Source organism: Emticicia sp. CRIBPO, from assembly GCF_009905725.1.
Lineage (GTDB): Bacteria > Bacteroidota > Bacteroidia > Cytophagales > Spirosomataceae > Leadbetterella.
Map to the genome: position 1 here is coordinate 372,808 of NZ_JAAAKV010000007.1, position 17,479 is coordinate 390,286.

Sequence of the window (17,479 nt, forward strand, 5' to 3'; positions counted from 1 at the left end):
CATGTCAGAACCAATAAAAACATACGACGTTGTCATTGCCGGGGCAGGACATAACGGCCTGGTGGCCGCCTGCTATCTGGCCGGAGCCGGCAAAAAAGTGCTGATGCTCGAACGTAACGATTATATAGGCGGGGCCACCACTTCACAGCAGGTCTTCAAAGATTATGACGCTCATTTGTCGAGATATTCTTACCTGGTGAGCCTGTTCCCGAAAAAAATCATAGATGAACTCGGTTTAAATCTGAACCTGAAAAGAAGAAAAACAGCCTCTTACACCCCTTATCACGAAAACGACACGGTGAAAAGTTTGTGGCTAAGTAATGAAAGCGAAGCCATTTCCAAAGCCTCTGTCCTGGAGCTCGGTTATGGGGAAGCGGAATGGGACGGCTATCAGCTTCTGCTAAAAAAGCAGGCAGATTTTGCAGCCCTGGTGTGGGATTCATTCCTGGAGCCGCTGAAGTCCGGAGAAGAATGGAAGGCTGTTTTTGCAGAAGCCGGACAAGCTGAGCTTTGGGAGGAATTCATAGAACGACCTGTTGGTGAATTGATCGAAAAACACGTCAAGAGCGATGTAATGAGGGGTGTTTTATTGACGGATGCTAAAATCGGTTCTTTTACCTCCGCCCATGATGAGAGTCTGTTACAAAACCGGACGTTCATTTACCATGTGATCGGCAACAAAACCGGCGAGTGGCGGGTACCGGAAGGCGGCATGGGAAGCCTTGCCACGCAATTAAAAGACAAAGCCCTCGGCCTTGGTGTTGAGATCAAAACCCATGCAACTGTTCATAAAATCACCGGCAAATACCATGTCCACTATACCGAAAATCAGGAATCAAAAACGGTAGCTGCCACATACGTTCTCCTCAACCACGGCATCTCCATTCATGATTTTATGGATGAGCCCATTGCCGCAAAACCTTATGACCGGGTCAATGAAGGGACTGCCTTCAAGATCAATGTGCTGCTCACAAAATTGCCGGCACTCAAAGACAAAAGCCTGAGTCCAGAAGATGCTTTTGCCGGAACGTTTCACGTGAATCAAGATTACGGACAACTTCAGAAGTCGTTTGAAGAGGCGGCTTTTCAGAAGAGGATTCCGGAAGTATTTCCTTTTGAGATTTATTGTCACACCCTGACAGATCCTTCTATATTATCAGGCGAACTTCAGCAAAAGGGCTTTCATACTTTCACGGCCTTCGGACTGGACATGGCATACGAGCTCTTTGAAAAGGACAATGAAAACATAAAGGAAATAGTACTCCGGAAGTTCTTTGAAGGCATCAATGAGTTTCTTGAAGAACCGCTCGAAAGCTGTATAGCCAGATCAAAAGACGGAAGCCTGTGCATTGAAGCCAAAAGTGCCCTGGATATTGAAACGGCTTTGAATATGCCCCGGGGAAACATTTTTCACAAAGGGCTGAGCTGGTTCTTTGCCGAAACTCCCGAAACCAAAGGAACATGGGGCGTAGAAACGGCCTTCGACAAAATCTATATTTGTGGCTCAGCTGCCCTGAGGGGCGGTGCTGTAAGTGGTATTCCGGGGAGGAATGCTGCAATAAAGGTATTGGAAAATGATTGAATATCCTGATTATCAAAATATTGCACAATAAAGCCTTCCTGGTAAAAAAACCTTCTCACCTGTCTGGTTAAAAAAAAATCCTTCAAAAATTTGCGTAGCCAAATAACTACATTTAAATTTGTAGTCAAATAGCTACAGAATGAATTTAAGACGAGACGTATTTCAAGCCATCTCTGACCCGACCAGAAGGGCCATCCTTCTGCTGGTTGCTTCACAATCGATGACTGCCGGTGCGATAGCTGCCAACTTTGACACGGCCAGACCGACCGTTTCAAAACACCTGCAGATACTCACCGAGTGTGAATTACTTGAACAAAAACAAAACGGCAGGGAAATCAACTATTACATCAATGCAAAAAAAATGAAAGAGGTAGCCGACTTCATTGAGCCGTTCCGCCGCATGTGGGATGACAGGTTTAATAAACTGGAAGACATCATGAAACAATACAAATCATAATAACATGGGACAAAAAACCAGAATAGATGCCGAAGACGGCAAACAGGATTTAGTCATTACAAGGGAGTTCGATTTGCCTGTGGAGTTGCTTTTCAGGGCCTATGAGGAGCCCGGCATTGTCGAACAATGGATGGGAACAAAAGTGCTGAAGCTTGAAAATAAAAAGCACGGCAGTTACCAGTTTGAAACCAGTGATCCCAACGGAAACGTGGTGTTCCGGTCCAACGGCACCATCCATGAGTTTACTCCGAACCAGAAAATCACCCGGACGTTCGAAATGGAAAATACGCCATTTCCTATACAGCTGGAGTTCCTGGAATTTGAAAAACTCACAGACGATACCAGCAAACTCACCATGCACATCATATACAAATCAGCCGCGTACAGAGACCAGATACTGCAAATGCCATTTGCGAAGGGTATCAACATGGCCCATAACCGCTTACAGGAAATCGTAAACCAGTTAAAATAACAATATTATGACAAAGAGAAACAAAATTATCTATTGGGTGGCCACATTATGGCTGTCTTTAGGCATGGTGTCAACCGGTATCGTGCAGATGATCCGAATGAAAGAAGAAGTGGATAAAATGACGCAGTTGGGTTATCCGGGCTATTTTCTGACCATTTTAGGTGTCTGGAAAATCCTGGGGGTGATAGCCATACTTATTCCAAGGTTTCCGCTTGTCAAGGAGTGGGCTTATGCCGGTTTCTTTTTTGCCATGTCAGGGGCTGTATTTACCCATCTGGCTGTCGGTGATGAGGCAAAGGAGTATTTCGGACCTGCATTGCTGCTGGTACTGACTGCGGTTTCCTGGTATTTCAGGCCTGTGGACAGAAAACTTGTTACCGTTAATCCGTCATAAAATGAATCCGAAAGTTGATTTTTATTTCAACAAAGCCACAAAATGGCAGGAAGAGCTGGAGCAGTTAAGGACGATCGTTCTGGAATGCGGGCTGACCGAGGAGCTGAAGTGGGGTGTTCCTTCTTATACCTATCAGAAAAGCAACATCGTTCTGATCCACCTATTTAAGGAATACTGTGCCCTCCTGTTTTTTAAAGGGGCTTTGTTACACAACGAAAAAGGCCTGCTCATACAGCAGACCGAAAATGTACAGGCAGCACGCCAGATCAGGTTTACGAATGTCAGTGAGATTGTTGAAAACAGAGCGGTACTGAAAGCCTATATTTTCGAAGCCATTGAAGTGGAAAAAGCCGGGTTAAAAGTCGTACTGAAAAAAACAGCCGACTTTAATATTCCTGAAGAGTTTCAGACAAAACTGGACGAAGTGCCTGGTCTGAAGGCAGCTTTCGAAGCACTGACACCGGGGCGGCAGAGGGCGTATATTTTTCACTTTTCACAACCTAAACAAGCCAAAACCCGTGAGTCACGGGTAGAGAAATACATACCGAAGATTTTTGAAGGAAAAGGACTGGATGACTGAACCGGCTTCCCTTTTGGGATTCTGGCCCTGATTTTAGTATCTTGGTATTTTCAGTGAGTACCTGTTAAACAGACACCATAAAATATACACCTCATGAATAGTAATAAAAGAGAGTTGTCCTCTGAACAACGCGAAGAATTATTCAAAGTATTGAAGGCCCGTTTTCAGAAAAACATGAAACGTCACGAAGGCCTGGAATGGGCCGACGTACAAACCAGGCTTGAAGCCAACCCCGGAAAACTCTGGTCACTTGATGAAATGGAACTGACTGAAGGAGAGCCGGATGTGGTGGGATATGATAAAAAAACAGGCGAGTATATTTTTTATGACTGCTCGGCCGAAAGCCCTAAGGGACGCAGAAGTTTTTGCTACGACCGGAAAGCCCTAGATGCCAGAAAAGAACATAAACCGAAAAATAATGTACTGGATGCGGCAGCTGATATGGGCATTGAGCTTTTAACGGAAGAACAATACAGGGAGTTGCAGCAATTCGGGAATTTCGATACCAAGACTTCCAGCTGGATCATCACCCCTCCGGATATCAGGAAACATGGTGGTGCCCTTTTTGGCGACTACCGTTATGGAACTGTTTTTATTTATCATAACGGGGCTGACTCTTACTATGCCGCCAGGGGATTCCGCGGCTCCCTCAGGATCTGACACGTTTAATATTACTACATCCGGTTTTCATTAAGGATGTGATCACCCAATAAAAAGCCCTTTTAAACATAAGTAAAGGGCTTTTTTTATGATAAAATATTACTAAATCGCAGGCTGCTTTTTCGCTAAATTAAGAATGACCTCCCGTTTCTGCAGAAGTCCGGGATTAGATTGATCCCAATCCCCCGCAAACGAAAAAGTTTTCATAATTTTATCTTTTCAAAATCAACCTCAATATGAAAAAACTATTCCGGCTCCTTTTCTTTCTTTTTATGGGTATGTTTGTGTCCTTTGGTGCTTTGTATGGATATGGCTTGTACCTTACCCGTAAACTCCCATGGCAACATCCGGTTTTCGACACCGTTGTTCCTGCCGACCCCGGAGCAATAGGAGAGAAAGGGGTGTTGATCTTTTCCAAAACCAATGGCTTCAGACATGAATCCATCGAAAAAGGCATAGAAGAAATTAAAAAAGCCGGAACCGCCAGAGGCTGGCATGTGGTCAGCACCGAAAACGGGGCTTTCTTTAATGATGATTATCTGAGCAGATTCAAAACGGTGGTTTTCCTTTCCACTACCAGCGATGTGCTGACTCCAGAGCAGGAAAAAGCGTTTGAAAAATACGCCGTAAACGGTGGCGGCTATGTAGGTATCCACTCCGCAGCCGATACTGAATACGACTGGAAATGGTATGATAACTTACTCGGCACCCACTTCAAAAATCACAGTATATTTCCCCATACACCGGAAGGAGAACTAACGACAGAAGTTACAGATCATCCGACTACCCAACACCTGCCTGCAAAATGGAAGAGAAAAGAAGAATGGTATAATTTTAATAAAAGTGTGCGAAAATCAGTCAACTTTAAAGTGCTCGTTTCAGTGGATGAAAAAACTTATGACACAGGCGAAACCAACGGCATGGGAGGAGATCATCCCATATCCTGGATCCATAAAACCGGACAAGGCAGGATGTTTTATACCGCCCTGGGCCACCACCCGGAAACCTATACCGATCCGAATGCCATGAACCACATCCTGGCGGCCATTGAATGGACCGGAAAAATGAATGAGGTGCCTGTTCCTTAATCTTTACCGGAACAGGGGTTTTACCACATAAAGGATCGCCGGCCTGATTCCTTTATACATCACAAAACCAATAATGGCCAGGACACTGCCGATGACGGTGGGTAATACCGCTCCGAAGGTGAATGTCATGGTGAGCACAAAACCAAGCAGACACTCCGCCTTGTAAACAGGACAAAACAAGGAAATAACCAGTATCGCCTGCAATAAATAGGCAGAAAGGCCATTGTATTTCAATGTAAACAGAATGGAAAGGATAATCCCGAAAAACACCGCTCCGGCAAAGCCATAGATAATCTTCACAGGGAAATCCGAAAAACTCACATGCTTCAGGTTTTCTCTTTCCTGAATACGATAGCCTGCCAGCCAGGTGAGCAATGGAAGTATCAGGCCTCCCCACCAGTTTGAGATTCCGGGCAAATCTTCCCGGGCCAGGAAATGATGAACGGGTACCCCGCCGTGAAAATGACTCCAGGCCAATAAGCCCCAGACGCCCGCAGAAACCACAAGCGTGATATAAATCCGGACCTTTAAAAATGGGTTGTTATTCATAAAAAGTATTTTACTGATTCCTGAAATTTACATTCTTGGCAACCACATGCCCATCGTAGCCCCAAAAATGCCGAGGGCCATGATCAGTGTAAATAACAAAATAACGGCCGAGGTCATATAAGTAAAGGTTTGATTCTGAATCTTTTGTGCGTAAAAATACATCTCCAGCAAAATCACAGAAAGCGGAAGGCCATAGCTGAAGAGGGACAAAACCGTTAGAAAAGGTCCGGTGAATGTCTCCGGATCAAAACCCACCGGAGCCTGGTTGACTACCAGCCAGGCCATGAGCCCCACCCTGAAAAACCAGACACCATTGGCTACCATAAAAAGGCGTAAGGTCCAGCGGCGGTGCTTGTCGAATTGACGTTTCTGGGCATATCTGATGGCCAGCACCGCAAAAACTAAGATATAAATTGCCTGCACACTGTTGCTTATGTACATAAAGGTATCTCCGACCGTGCCCCGGGTCCAGACCATCACAAAACCCACCAGACTCACGATCACCGCCGTAACAAGATACGTTCTGCCCAGCCACCGGTGAAAGGTGCGGAATCGATCACGGATCCGGGGTATCAGCTGCAAAGGCCCGCCAATGACAATAATAGCCGCCAGAATCACATGGACTCCCACCATTAAATTTCCTTTCCAGTCACCCTCCACATAGCCCTTGGGAAGCACCTTATTCCACCTGGCAAAATCTCCGGTAAAAGTAGACGTATAATAGACCGCAATAATATAGCCCCCGAAAATCCACTGGCCGATGGTGGCGGTAATGAACCAGAACCTGGCTGTAAAATCTAACAGCTTAGGGCTGTAAGTAAGGGACTTGTCCGACGTAAGTACATTTGTTTCCATAAAAATAGCTTTTTGATTTCACCAAAATTACTCAAGCTATTTCCCTGACTGTTAGACAAATGTCCCATTAGGATGAGTGGTTATATTTCTATGTGGCCGTTAATGTCAGATTTCTTTCCTCAATCTGCTCAGGTGCCTGCGGGTGATGCCCAAAAAGGAAGCTATATAACTTAAGGGTACATTCTGAATGATGTTGGGATTTTCTTTTACGAATTTCTCATACCTTTTTTCTGCGGTCAGGTTTGCCATATCAAAGGCACGCTGCTTATTGACCTCTATCCTTTTATTCAAAATCTGCACGGTATAGTCTTTCTGTGTAATACCCTGGCTGGCCGCAATGTCCACGTCGTCACGGGTTATCTGCAGCAACTCGCAATCGGAGATACACTGAATGTTTTCATTGGAAACCGTGCGGTTCATAAAATGAAAATAGGAGGTAAAAAACCTGGAACCGTCATTCAGGTCATTGATGATTTCATTGCCGTCATTGTCAATATGGTAGTTTCGCATAAAACCCGAAACGATGAAGGTGTGGTGCTTATGAACCGTCCCAGCCGTTTCGATGATCGTATCTTTGGGCACAACAACGGGCTTGAACAACTGCCGGCAAAGCTCTTTATCTGCTTCGGGCATGATCAGTATTTCGGCTACATAATCGAAAAATTTCTCGTAAAAGTGATTCATTTTCAGGCAGAAATTTAGGAATAAACCACAAATGAGTATAAAATACGGGTGTTTTGCAATATTTTTTTGATAAACGGGAGATTTTAACATTCAAAAAACACAGAAACCGGCCTTGACAGACCGGTTTCTGCTGATCAGGTGAGAACCTCTCAGAACAATAATTCCAGGACCTCTTTATCGTACAATGCCGTTTGTAATTTTTTGGAGTAACTGTTCAAAAGAACAGAAACGCTTATTTTTTGCTCCGGAAAATAATAGGCAATACCATTAAAACATTGCACATTGCCCCCATGACCGATGGCCTTTTTGCCATCTACATCCAGCAGAAAAAGCCCCAGGCCATAGTCTTTGATATAAGTCAGGTCTTCAGGAACTTCCGCCTTGATAGCACCCGGAGATTCCATTTCCGAAAGTGATTTTGCAGAAAGTATTTTACCTGTTTTGAGGGCTTCCATAAAAATGGCCAGGTCATAGGAATTGGAAATCAATCCGCCGTCAAGCATGTCCTGCCCGCCGACTGCATTATGGTCAATTTCTGTCAGGTCTTTCATCAGGCCGTTGTTGTAAACATCAAAGTAACCCCTGGATAAAGAGGCGGGATATGAAGTTGAAGCATACGTGTTTTTAAGCCCTAATGGTTTGATGATCATGTCGGTGACAGCTTCATAGGCTGTCTTCTTGGTCACATTTTTAATGACAAGGGCCAGTATCAGGTAGTTTGAATTGGTATATTGAGCCGCTTTACCCACTTCAAAACGTGCTTTTTTGCCGAAAATGGACCGGAGGTTTTCTTCAGCAGACTGTCTTCTTACAGACAGGTTCAGGATGTCCAGCAGACCGCCGATTCCCAGGTATTCATGGACTCCCGATGTATGCTGCAACAGGTCTCTGATCGTTGCTTTCTCGAGGTTCCTGATGTTCCTTGTGTATTCTTCAGGCAGGTATTTACCGGCTAAATCATTGATGTTCAACTTTCCTTCTTCCTGTAGTTTCAGTATCACAGCTGAGGTGAAAGTCTTCGAGATGCTCCCGATCCTGAGCGTATGACAAGGGCTCAGGTTCACATTGCCGGGCAAGTCGGCTTTGCCGGAGGCAGCAGTCCATACCCCTTCCGGCGATTTTATGGTAATGCTCACGCCTGCCGCCCCGGCTCGCATAAATTTGTCAATGATTTTCTGGTATTTGGCAGCATTCGGGTGATTCTTAATTCCCAGGTCACAATTGCCTTGAGCAGGTGTGGCTTCCGGTTCTTTTTCGCAAGACCCCAGCAGTAATGCAGGGGCCAGTAGGAGTAATTGAATTGCTTTTTTCATTTTTGTTTTCTCTTAATTGTTTTCTAATTTGATTTTCAGGCCCGCCCCAAAGAAGTTATTAAGGGCAAAAGGAATGTAGATGTTGCCGGACGGAGCGGCCAGCATCACTTTATAATCGGTGGTGACACTGTATTTTTCTGATAGCGGATACTCAAGCCCGAGACCCACTTTGACGTTGGCCATGGGTTTTCCGAAGTGCCGGGCTTTTTGGTATTCGCCGTCTTTTAGTTCGTACTTGTCTCCCGGAAGAATCGTGTGTTTGTAGCCCAATGCCGTCAGCAGATTGATCTGCAAGCCAAAATTAAACCTGTAACCGAGGCGGTAGGAGGCATCCAGCATGATCGCGTGTTCAGCCAGGCGATGGTAATAATAATAAACATCGGCACCCAGAGACTTTTGCCAGTGTTTACCGCTTTTTACTCTGAAATCGGCCCCCACATTGAAGGCAGGGTGAACAGGAAGTTTCAGTAACCTGAAGGAGGGTAAACTTGTCGTTTCGTTGGCGACAGAGAAGCGGAGTGTTTCCGGCCTCAGCTGGGCATAGGACCGGGAGTGATCGAGTAAGACGAAAAGGATCAGCATCTTACCAAGGAGTCTGGCTTTTTTCATAAAATTTAATTTTTGATTTGAGCCACAAACTTCCGGCAATCCGGCACACCAATCGCCCCAGCTTGTAAGATGAAACCTGGTCGATTATAAATCACTGATTATCAAATAAAAAAAGTGCCTTTTCTTGTGAAACGGCACTTCTGTATTTCCTCAAATACGGGATAGTCAGGCAATACTCTTCAGGTATTCTGACGGCGAAAGGCTGGTTGATTTTTTAAAGAAACGGTTGAAGGCAGACTTTGAATTGAATCCGCAATCATAAGCCAGAGCCAGCAGGGTGTATTTCTGGTTTCCGGGAATTGAAACCAATCTCTTAAATTCTTCTACCCTTAAAGCATTGACATAATCATAAAAATTGACACCCTCTGTTTCATTGATGACCTGTGATAAATAGTTGGGATGAACAGACAGGCGGCCGGCCAGGTCGGTCAGGGTCAGTTCGGGTTCTGTAAATAGTTTCCCGGTATACATCACGTGCTGCAATTGCAGGTGCAGGTCTTTGGCCGCATCTTCGTTGAGGCCCGATTTTGCATATTTCTTTTTGACTATGCCTGAGTCATAAACGGCACTTTCAATAACCAATTCCCGGATGGGATCATCTTCGGTGATTTCAGGAAATCTGTTGGTAAATATTCCGGCTTGTTTTATACCGAAATAGCCTATGAACACGATGAAAACAGAGGCCATTGAAAATATCCACTCATCGTTTCCTGTAAAAATAATGACGGTCCAGAGGGCTCCCATCCCATAAAACAGGAACCTCAGCCAATTGAGATTGATCTTTCCCTGGTTTGAAAATTGACCGAGGATACGCCTCTTGTGTTTGAAAAGCAAAATGTTGGTGATGACGATGTAAACAATTCCCGAAGTACTTAATAGAACATCCTGGACAAACGTCAGTGTTTCAAAACCAGCCCAATCGTTTTTGTAGAGTATGATTCTTTCGTTTTCGGAAAGCAGCATAACGGGCAGGTCTGAAAACAGGATCAGGACCGGAAGCACAAAATGCAGCAGCCATCTTTTAGTCCTGAAATTTTCCGGATTCGTCAGGGCCTCTGTATAAAGATAAAGCAGGGGCCCATGCAGAAAAGCATACGGGAGATTGAACCACATGATGCCCGGATACCGGAAAATAATACCGGAAACAAAACTGTAATAAGCAAAAAGGTGTATCCCGATAACGATCATCCAGATTCCCAGGAAAGTATCTGCAAGGTTCCTCCCTTTTTTGGTGAGGATAATCAAGGCCAGAAAAAAAGCGACGAAGATGGAAGTGGTATACATCATGATGATTAAGATTTCTGATTGTTATACACATGACAACTCAGAGTGCCGGTTACCTTAAACCGGATTTTTTACCCGTTCCGTTTTGCCTGAAAAAACCGCAGGGGCTCAACTCACTTAATGCCTGTCCTTATCATTTAAACCCCTGATAAACAACAACTTTAGCCAAATGGTGTTATTTTTACACTTTTTAAAGAATAAATTGATATATTTCAATAAATTTGGGCCGGAAAAACAATTTCTCATGTTGGAAGATCAAAAGGATGACATCAGGCTGTTGCAGGATATGCGGGAAGATAAAGCTTCCGGCTTTGAGGCCATCTACAGAAAATACTGGAGACGGCTTTTCGCGATCGTGATCAGCAAGACCAACAACGAGGAGCTCGCCAAGGAAATCGTCCAGGAAATTTTCATCTCGCTTTGGGAAAAAAGGCATGAATCCATGATCATCAACCTGGAGCATTACCTCATGAGGGCATTGAGAAACAAGATCATTGATTCGTTCCGGCAACGGAAATTCGAAACCCTCGACAGCCGTGACCCGGAAGATACCGGCGGTTCTCATTTTCAGTGGGTCGATGAAACCGAAAGCATCATCAATGCCAAAATCAACGACCTCCCCGAAAAAACCCGTCAGATCATCATTCTGAATAAAATAGAAGGGAAAAGTCCGAAGGAAATCTCAAAAGAACTGGACATCCCCCAGCGTACGGTAGAACACCACATCACCACAGGCGTGAGGCAACTCCAGGAAAAACTGAAAAAATATCTCAATTATACCCTCCTGCTGCCCTTGTACTTTTTAAAGTAGTTTCAGGTGTTCTTCTTCATTTCATATAAGGATTCCAATAATTTTCATAAATTCTTGCGGGAAACACCTTCCTCCCCGACTTATCTTTTACAGGTCAGCAACATAAGCCTGTCTTTTCATTCATGAGCAAAATTCATTTCAGAGAAACGCTCCGGAAATACCTCAGCGGAGAGTGTTCGGATAAAGAAAAAAGGATTGTAGAGCAATGGTACCAGCTGCTTGACAATCCCGAAAGGTTTAACAATTATTCGGAAGAAAACCTGAACCTCCTCGAAGCCGAACTCTGGGGCAAAATAAAAGCAAGGACGGTAGCTCCGCCGGTCAGGATTTCCGGCAAGGTCTACATCTGGACCATCGCTGCTTCCGTAGCAGTTTTTCTGGTGTCCGGCCTGTACATTTTTCTGAACCGCTCTTCAACTCCAGCTTTCCTTCAGAAAGAGGTGCTTTCTGAGAAAAACCTGATCGTCAGAAAAAACAATGATAAAAGCCGGAACCTGAAAGTCGTTTTGCCGGATAAGTCGGGCATACTGCTGGAACCGGGCTCTGAAATCAGGTATCCTGAAAAATTCGACGCTCATGAACGCAATGTTTACCTCAGCGGAAATGCCTTTTTTGAAGTGACGCCTGATCCTCAAAAACCATTCAAAGTCTATACGGGGGACGTGGTCACCAAAGTGCTAGGCACAAGCTTCTGGATAAAAAATGATCCGAAAATGAACATTGAAGTTTCTGTCATTACGGGAAAAGTCACCGTGTTCAAGAAAGAAGGAAATGCCGACTCAAATGATCCGAAAATCAAAGACGGGGTGATTATCACTGCCAACCAGAAAGCGACTTACCACATTGAAAACATGCTGTTTACCACTGATCTGATCCCCCAGCCCAAGCCTATTGCCGAAAAAGTGGCTGACGGTTTTGATACGGAAATGAAATTCTATGACACACCATTGACTGAAGTATTCAAAAAGATTGAAAATGCCTATGGCCTGGAAATTATCCTGGAAAATGAAAATGTAGGAAATTGTCCTTTTACCGGAGACCTGCGAAAACTGGACCTTTTCCCAAGGCTCGATATCATCTGTGCTTCCCTTCACCTTTCTTTTGAAGTAAGAGGCACCAAAATATTAATCAACGGCAACGGCTGCCAGTAAGCCCGCCCTGAATTAATAAAAGGCTACTGATGCTCGAACATCAATAGCCTCTGTTTTCTCCTGATCAGCTCCGTCGCTAAACAAGCCTGATCATGGAATCATTTTGCTCATTATAAAAACAAAACTCTTAAAACTATGAAAAGAATTCGACAATTCAAAAATCCCCTGATTCGAATTATGAAACTCTCCTTTGTTCATTTGTTGTGGATAGCCTCCTTCTCGACCATCACCATGGCCAAAGACGGGTATTCTCAGGAAATCCTGGACAAAAGAATTACCCTTGAACAACACAATGTTGAGATCAGGAAGCTCCTGAAGAACATCGAGGACATGACAGATGTCAATTTCGTTTACAGCTCAGCCTCTATCGGTGCTGAACAAAAAGTGAGCATTTCAGCCAGAAACCTGAGGCTGTCCCAGATTCTGGACGAGATTTTTAAATCCCGGAACATCCTTTATAAAATCTACGATAACAAGATCATCCTGACCAAAAACAAGTTCAGGCTGATGAACCTGATAAAACCACCCGCCAGTCCTATTCTGAACGCATTCGATAAAGTCGTCAAAGGAAAGGTCATGGATCAGAACGGAGACCCGTTGCCCGGCGTCAGTATCGTCATCAAAAACACCATCAAGGGTACTACCACCAGTGCAGACGGCTCTTACTCTTTAAATGTTCCTGATGACAATACCATCCTGGTATTCAGCTATGTAGGCTATGCCACCACCGAAAAAAGTGCCGGCGGGGCTGCCACCCTTGATATCGTGCTGAGCCAGGATGAAAAATCGCTTAGTGAAGTCGTGGTGGTAGGGTATGGTACCCAGAAAAAAAGCGACCTGACCGGGGCCATCAGTTCCATTTCTCCCAAAGACTATGAAGAACAGCCCATTATCAGGATGGACCAGATCCTGCAGGGCCGTGCCCCGGGTGTCCAGGTGATCAACGGTGTCGGCGGACCTGGCGGCAATGTAAAGATCAGGATACGCGGAGCCAACTCGATTCAAGGCGATAACAATCCTTTGTATGTCATAGACGGTTACGTGGGCGGTGATTTGTTTGACCTCAACCCGGACGATATCGAAAGCATCCAGGTGTTGAAAGATGCCTCTGCAACTGCCGTTTACGGAAGCAGGGGAGCCAACGGCGTGGTGTTGGTCACTACTAAAAAAGGATCGCTCAACAAGTCTGTTCTGACCGTCGGGGTGAATTACTCCATGCAGGACATGATCAAAGACTGGGACGTGCTGAGTGCTGCAGAATTTGCTGAAATCGCCAACAAACGTTCAATAGCCATCGGGGCGACCCCGGCGTTTTCGCAGACTCAGATCGATGAATTCAGACGTACCGGCGGCACAAAATGGCTCGACGAAGTGCTGAGAACAGCCCCTATGAAAGATTACCAGATCGGCATGTCAGGCGGTGGCGGAAAAACGACTTACATGGTTTCCTTTAACCACCTCGACCAGGAAGGCATCGTACTGGGCTCAAGTCTGAAACGTTATAACCTCAGGGCCAACATCAATTCGCAGATCAACAAACGCATTGACCTGAGAATGAACGTGTCAGCCACAAGACGCAACAGCCTGAATGCCAGCGACAATAAATCAGCTCCGCTGGGACAGGCCCTCATGTGGGCCCCGACCACGCCGATCCGGGATGCCAACGGGAATTTCATCAAAAATGACCCGACCAGTTCCATTTCTGTCAACCCCGTTGCCCTGGCTCTTGACCTGAAAGAACATTATTTTAATACGATCGGTAATGCAACAGGTGGCATCAATTTCAAAATCCTGGAGGGGCTTACTTTTGATGTCGGGGTTGCTGCCAATTATACAAGTTCACAATTCAGGGGTCTCAGAGGTGTGACGATCAACGGCACTTCAGCCAGTGCAGAGCGGAATTTTTCTGAAGGATTCAGTCTTCAGAACACCAATAACCTGACCTACCGGAAGGTTTTCGGAGGGCTTCATTCCCTGACAGCCACGGCGGTTTACGAGACCATCGCTTACAAAAGCACCGGTTTTTATGCAGGAGCTTCCGGCCTGATTTTTCCCGGCCTGGGGTATGACAACCTCTCTCTCGCCAATACCGTGTCGACAAGTGCCGGTTACTCCAATAACGGGCTCATTTCATTCCTGGGAAGGGTAAATTATGCTTTCAAAGAAAAATACCTGCTGACCGCCTCATTGAGAAGAGATGGTTCTTCCAAGTTCCAGGGGGATAACAAATACAGCGTTTTCCCTTCCCTGGGTTTTGGCTGGAAGATTTCTGAGGAGTCATTCATGAAAGACCTGACCTGGATGCAGTCTTTCAAAATAAGAGGAAGCTATGGTGTGACGGGTAGTCAGGCCATTGGTTCATATGCCACGCTTTCCACCTATCTTTCTGATGCCTACAATGCCACAGCTCCTTTCAGCAACAGCACCCTGACGCCCGGCATTATACTCGGAAACCCCGCCAACCTGGCCCTCAAATGGGAAACCACCAGCCAGCTGGATCTCGGTGCCGATCTGTCTCTCAACAAAGGAAACATAGAAATCGGATTTGATTATTACATCAAAAACACCAAAGACCTGTTGCTGAACGATAAACTCCCTGACTACGTCGGCGGCGGGGTGATCACCCGTAACGTAGGTCAGGTCCAAAACAAAGGCGTTGAATTGTACATCAATGCTACGCCAGTACAAAGAAACGATTTTCACTGGGACTCGGGGTTCAACATCTCATTCCTGAGCAACAAAGTAGTTGACCTGGGTAAAATTGATACTTTATTCACCGGGTCAAATGTCGGTGGAGGACTAGCTACCCAATCCGAATTTGTACTGGTAAAAGGACAACCCATGGGCTCTTACTGGGGATTGACCTACCTGGGCGTATGGCAGGCTAACCAGGCAGATGAAGCCGCCAGATACGGCTCGGTTCCCGGCGACGCCCGGTATCTTGACCTGGATAACAACGGTATCATCAACCCAAAAGACTACCACATTATAGGTACCGGTCTTCCGAAAGTTTCCCTCGGATGGAACAACACTTTTACGTACAAAAGCTTATCATTGAATTTGTTTACCCAGGGACTCCTCGGCTTCGATAAGCTCAATTACACCTATGCCGTTTCGATCAGTGCCAATGCCAATGCCCGTGAAGCCACCTTGGCAGACATCCGGAATTACTACCGGCCGGGCAATGAGAACACCGACGTGCCGGGTTTCAGCAAAAGCAACAAGAACTTTGTGCAGTCTACCCGGTTCCTTGAAAAAGGAGATTTTATAAGACTGAAAAACATCAGCCTGAGCTACGCCCTGCCTAAAACAAAGAGCAAATTTGCTGACATCAAGATTTTCGTGAGCGGAACCAACCTCCTGACTTTCACGAGATACAGGGGCATTGACCCGGAGGCCACCAACATCACTTCCAGCACGGATGTTAACCAGAGCATAGACCTGGGAACCTATCCCAATGCCAAAATTTATACCGCTGGCGTAACCTTTAAATTTTAAACCGAAACGATCTTTTGAAATGAAAAATATACATAAAATTATCGCATTATCTTTCCTTCTCCTGGCCACAGGCTGTGAGGATATCCTTTCCGAAGACCCAAGGGGAGCATTGACCGGAACCACCGCCCTCAATAGCGTAGAGGGACTCGAAGCCGCTCTGACAGGGGCTTACAAACCATTGACCATTACCTGGGGAACCGGCTTTGCTACCGCAGCCACGGTCGCCGTTTTAATGGGTTCCGATGATCTGACCACCCATTCCGGAAGCAATAAACAGGATTTCAGAGAATTTGACCAGCTGCAGGTTACAGGGCTTAACGGCCGGATAACTCCCATCTGGAGTGGTTGCTATAAGTCGATCCAGGGAGCCAACAACATCATCAATAATTATAAAAACACTGCAGGTGACGCTTCCAAAATCAAACAGATTGCGGGAGAGGCTTATTTCCTGAGGGCTTTCGATTATTACTGGCTTACCAGGCTTTGGGGCAAAGTTCCGCTGATTACGACAGCCGACTTTTCATCCGAACTCCTGAGTGTCAAAAATGCAGAAGTGAAGGAAATCTATACCCAGATAGAAAGCGACCTTAATAATGCCATCACCATGCTGGCTGATAAGAAAAGGGACGTGGGAAGAAGCAACAAGGGAGCAGCCAAGGTCCTCCTGGCCGATGTCTATCTTACCATGGCGGGGTGGCCTCTGAAAGAAACCGCAAAATATGCAGAAGCTGCAAAACTGGCCAAAGAGGTGATCGACCAGAAAAGTACTTTCGGATTTGACCTCGTTCCGGACCTGGCAACCTTCTATAACAACACCGTCGCCGGAGTAGCTACTTCTGAAGAAGTCTTTACCCTTCACTTCTGCGGGTCTTGTCAGTGGTTTACCGCCAATGCCCTTTATGGAAGTTCGGCCATGCCCTCTGACGAAGGTGGGTGGGATGATTATTTCCCGGAACTTAACTTTTACAACAGCTTTCCCGAAGGCCTCAGAAAAGACCTTACTTTCCATACGACTTTTACCAAAGCCGGCGGCGTAAAAATCTCCTGGCAGGAAGGGCAGACCAAACACCCTTATTACGCCAAGTTCAGATATACCGGCGGGCTGAATACTTCGTCGACCAACTCCAGCCTGAACCTGCTTCGCTACCCTCACCTGTTGCTCATTTATGCCGAAGCCAAAGCAAGAGCAGGCACTCCCGATGCCCAGGCCTATGAAGGACTGAACCTCATCAGGAAAAGGGCAGGCCTACCGGCCTTAAGCGGATTGTCAAACGAAGAATTTATCAAGGCGGTGATCAACGAAAAGTCGTGGGAATTTGCCGGAGAATACACCCGGTGGTTTGACCTGCAGCGTCTTGAAATGATCGAACAGGTCAACACCGGCAAAAACCCGGGAGACCTTAAACCGGCTCCGGTGCTGAGCAAGAAAATCTATTATCTGCCCGTTCCGAACAAAGACATCACCGTTAATCCGAATATAGGAAACTAAGCC

Annotated in this window: 17 protein-coding genes; 11 read left to right on the forward strand and 6 right to left on the reverse strand. The window is 45.7% G+C overall.

Annotated elements, in window-relative coordinates:
- The first annotated feature begins 1 nt into the window (after position 1).
- The 7 genes from GVN16_RS16465 to GVN16_RS16495 all read left to right on the forward strand — a co-directional run bounded on the left by GVN16_RS16465 (position 2) and on the right by GVN16_RS16495 (position 5,233).
- Entirely contained in the window at positions 2-1,582 is a 1,581-nt protein-coding gene (locus tag GVN16_RS16465) for an NAD(P)/FAD-dependent oxidoreductase (protein ID WP_166565011.1), read from the forward strand.
- A gap of 139 nt (positions 1,583-1,721) precedes the next feature.
- Positions 1,722-2,039, forward strand: a complete 318-nt coding sequence (locus GVN16_RS16470; RefSeq protein WP_166565012.1) for a helix-turn-helix transcriptional regulator — start codon at positions 1,722-1,724, stop codon at positions 2,037-2,039.
- A gap of 4 nt (positions 2,040-2,043) precedes the next feature.
- A complete protein-coding gene (locus tag GVN16_RS16475) occupies positions 2,044-2,511 on the forward strand; it encodes an SRPBCC domain-containing protein (protein ID WP_166565013.1) in 468 nt (155 codons plus the stop codon).
- 7 nt (positions 2,512-2,518) lie between these two features.
- Positions 2,519-2,905, forward strand: coding sequence for a DoxX family protein (locus GVN16_RS16480; protein ID WP_166565014.1), 387 nt, complete (start codon positions 2,519-2,521; stop codon positions 2,903-2,905).
- Position 2,906: 1 nt separating this feature from the next.
- Positions 2,907-3,485: a YdeI family protein gene (locus GVN16_RS16485; RefSeq protein WP_166565015.1), complete on the forward strand. Its 579-nt coding sequence runs from the start codon at positions 2,907-2,909 to the stop codon at positions 3,483-3,485.
- Between the two features lie 93 nt (positions 3,486-3,578).
- Positions 3,579-4,145 (forward strand): DUF4256 domain-containing protein, encoded by a 567-nt coding sequence (locus tag GVN16_RS16490; protein ID WP_166565016.1) that lies wholly within the window; start codon positions 3,579-3,581, stop codon positions 4,143-4,145.
- A 236-nt stretch (positions 4,146-4,381) separates the two neighbouring features.
- Positions 4,382-5,233: a ThuA domain-containing protein gene (locus GVN16_RS16495; RefSeq protein WP_205748888.1), complete on the forward strand. Its 852-nt coding sequence runs from the start codon at positions 4,382-4,384 to the stop codon at positions 5,231-5,233.
- A gap of 3 nt (positions 5,234-5,236) precedes the next feature.
- Here the strand turns inward: GVN16_RS16495 and GVN16_RS16500 are convergent, their stop codons facing one another.
- The 6 genes from GVN16_RS16500 to GVN16_RS16525 form a co-directional block, all read right to left on the reverse strand.
- Positions 5,237-5,782, reverse strand: coding sequence for a hypothetical protein (locus GVN16_RS16500; protein ID WP_166565017.1), 546 nt, complete (start codon positions 5,780-5,782; stop codon positions 5,237-5,239).
- Positions 5,783-5,809: 27 nt separating this feature from the next.
- Positions 5,810-6,637, reverse strand: coding sequence for a DUF2306 domain-containing protein (locus GVN16_RS16505; protein ID WP_166565018.1), 828 nt, complete (start codon positions 6,635-6,637; stop codon positions 5,810-5,812).
- A 105-nt stretch (positions 6,638-6,742) separates the two neighbouring features.
- The gene (locus GVN16_RS16510) at positions 6,743-7,321 is read right to left on the reverse strand and encodes a Crp/Fnr family transcriptional regulator (RefSeq protein ID WP_166565019.1); all 579 of its coding nucleotides are present in this window, start codon (positions 7,319-7,321) and stop codon (positions 6,743-6,745) included.
- A gap of 149 nt (positions 7,322-7,470) precedes the next feature.
- Positions 7,471-8,634 (reverse strand): serine hydrolase, encoded by a 1,164-nt coding sequence (locus tag GVN16_RS16515; protein ID WP_166565020.1) that lies wholly within the window; start codon positions 8,632-8,634, stop codon positions 7,471-7,473.
- Positions 8,635-8,646: 12 nt separating this feature from the next.
- Complete coding sequence (locus GVN16_RS16520) at positions 8,647-9,243, reverse strand: porin family protein (protein ID WP_166565021.1); 597 nt, start codon at positions 9,241-9,243, stop codon at positions 8,647-8,649.
- Positions 9,244-9,408: 165 nt separating this feature from the next.
- Entirely contained in the window at positions 9,409-10,530 is a 1,122-nt protein-coding gene (locus GVN16_RS16525; protein WP_166565022.1) for an AraC family transcriptional regulator, read from the reverse strand.
- Positions 10,531-10,771: 241 nt separating this feature from the next.
- Between GVN16_RS16525 and GVN16_RS16530 the strand changes: the two genes are divergently transcribed.
- The 4 genes from GVN16_RS16530 to GVN16_RS16545 all read left to right on the forward strand — a co-directional run bounded on the left by GVN16_RS16530 (position 10,772) and on the right by GVN16_RS16545 (position 17,476).
- Positions 10,772-11,338 (forward strand): RNA polymerase sigma factor, encoded by a 567-nt coding sequence (locus GVN16_RS16530; protein ID WP_166565023.1) that lies wholly within the window; start codon positions 10,772-10,774, stop codon positions 11,336-11,338.
- A 122-nt stretch (positions 11,339-11,460) separates the two neighbouring features.
- The gene (locus tag GVN16_RS16535; RefSeq protein ID WP_166565024.1) at positions 11,461-12,489 is read left to right on the forward strand and encodes a FecR family protein; all 1,029 of its coding nucleotides are present in this window, start codon (positions 11,461-11,463) and stop codon (positions 12,487-12,489) included.
- A 177-nt stretch (positions 12,490-12,666) separates the two neighbouring features.
- Positions 12,667-15,987, forward strand: coding sequence for a TonB-dependent receptor (locus GVN16_RS16540; RefSeq protein ID WP_166565025.1), 3,321 nt, complete (start codon positions 12,667-12,669; stop codon positions 15,985-15,987).
- 19 nt (positions 15,988-16,006) lie between these two features.
- The gene (locus GVN16_RS16545) at positions 16,007-17,476 is read left to right on the forward strand and encodes a RagB/SusD family nutrient uptake outer membrane protein (protein ID WP_166565026.1); all 1,470 of its coding nucleotides are present in this window, start codon (positions 16,007-16,009) and stop codon (positions 17,474-17,476) included.
- Positions 17,477-17,479 lie beyond the last annotated feature (3 nt).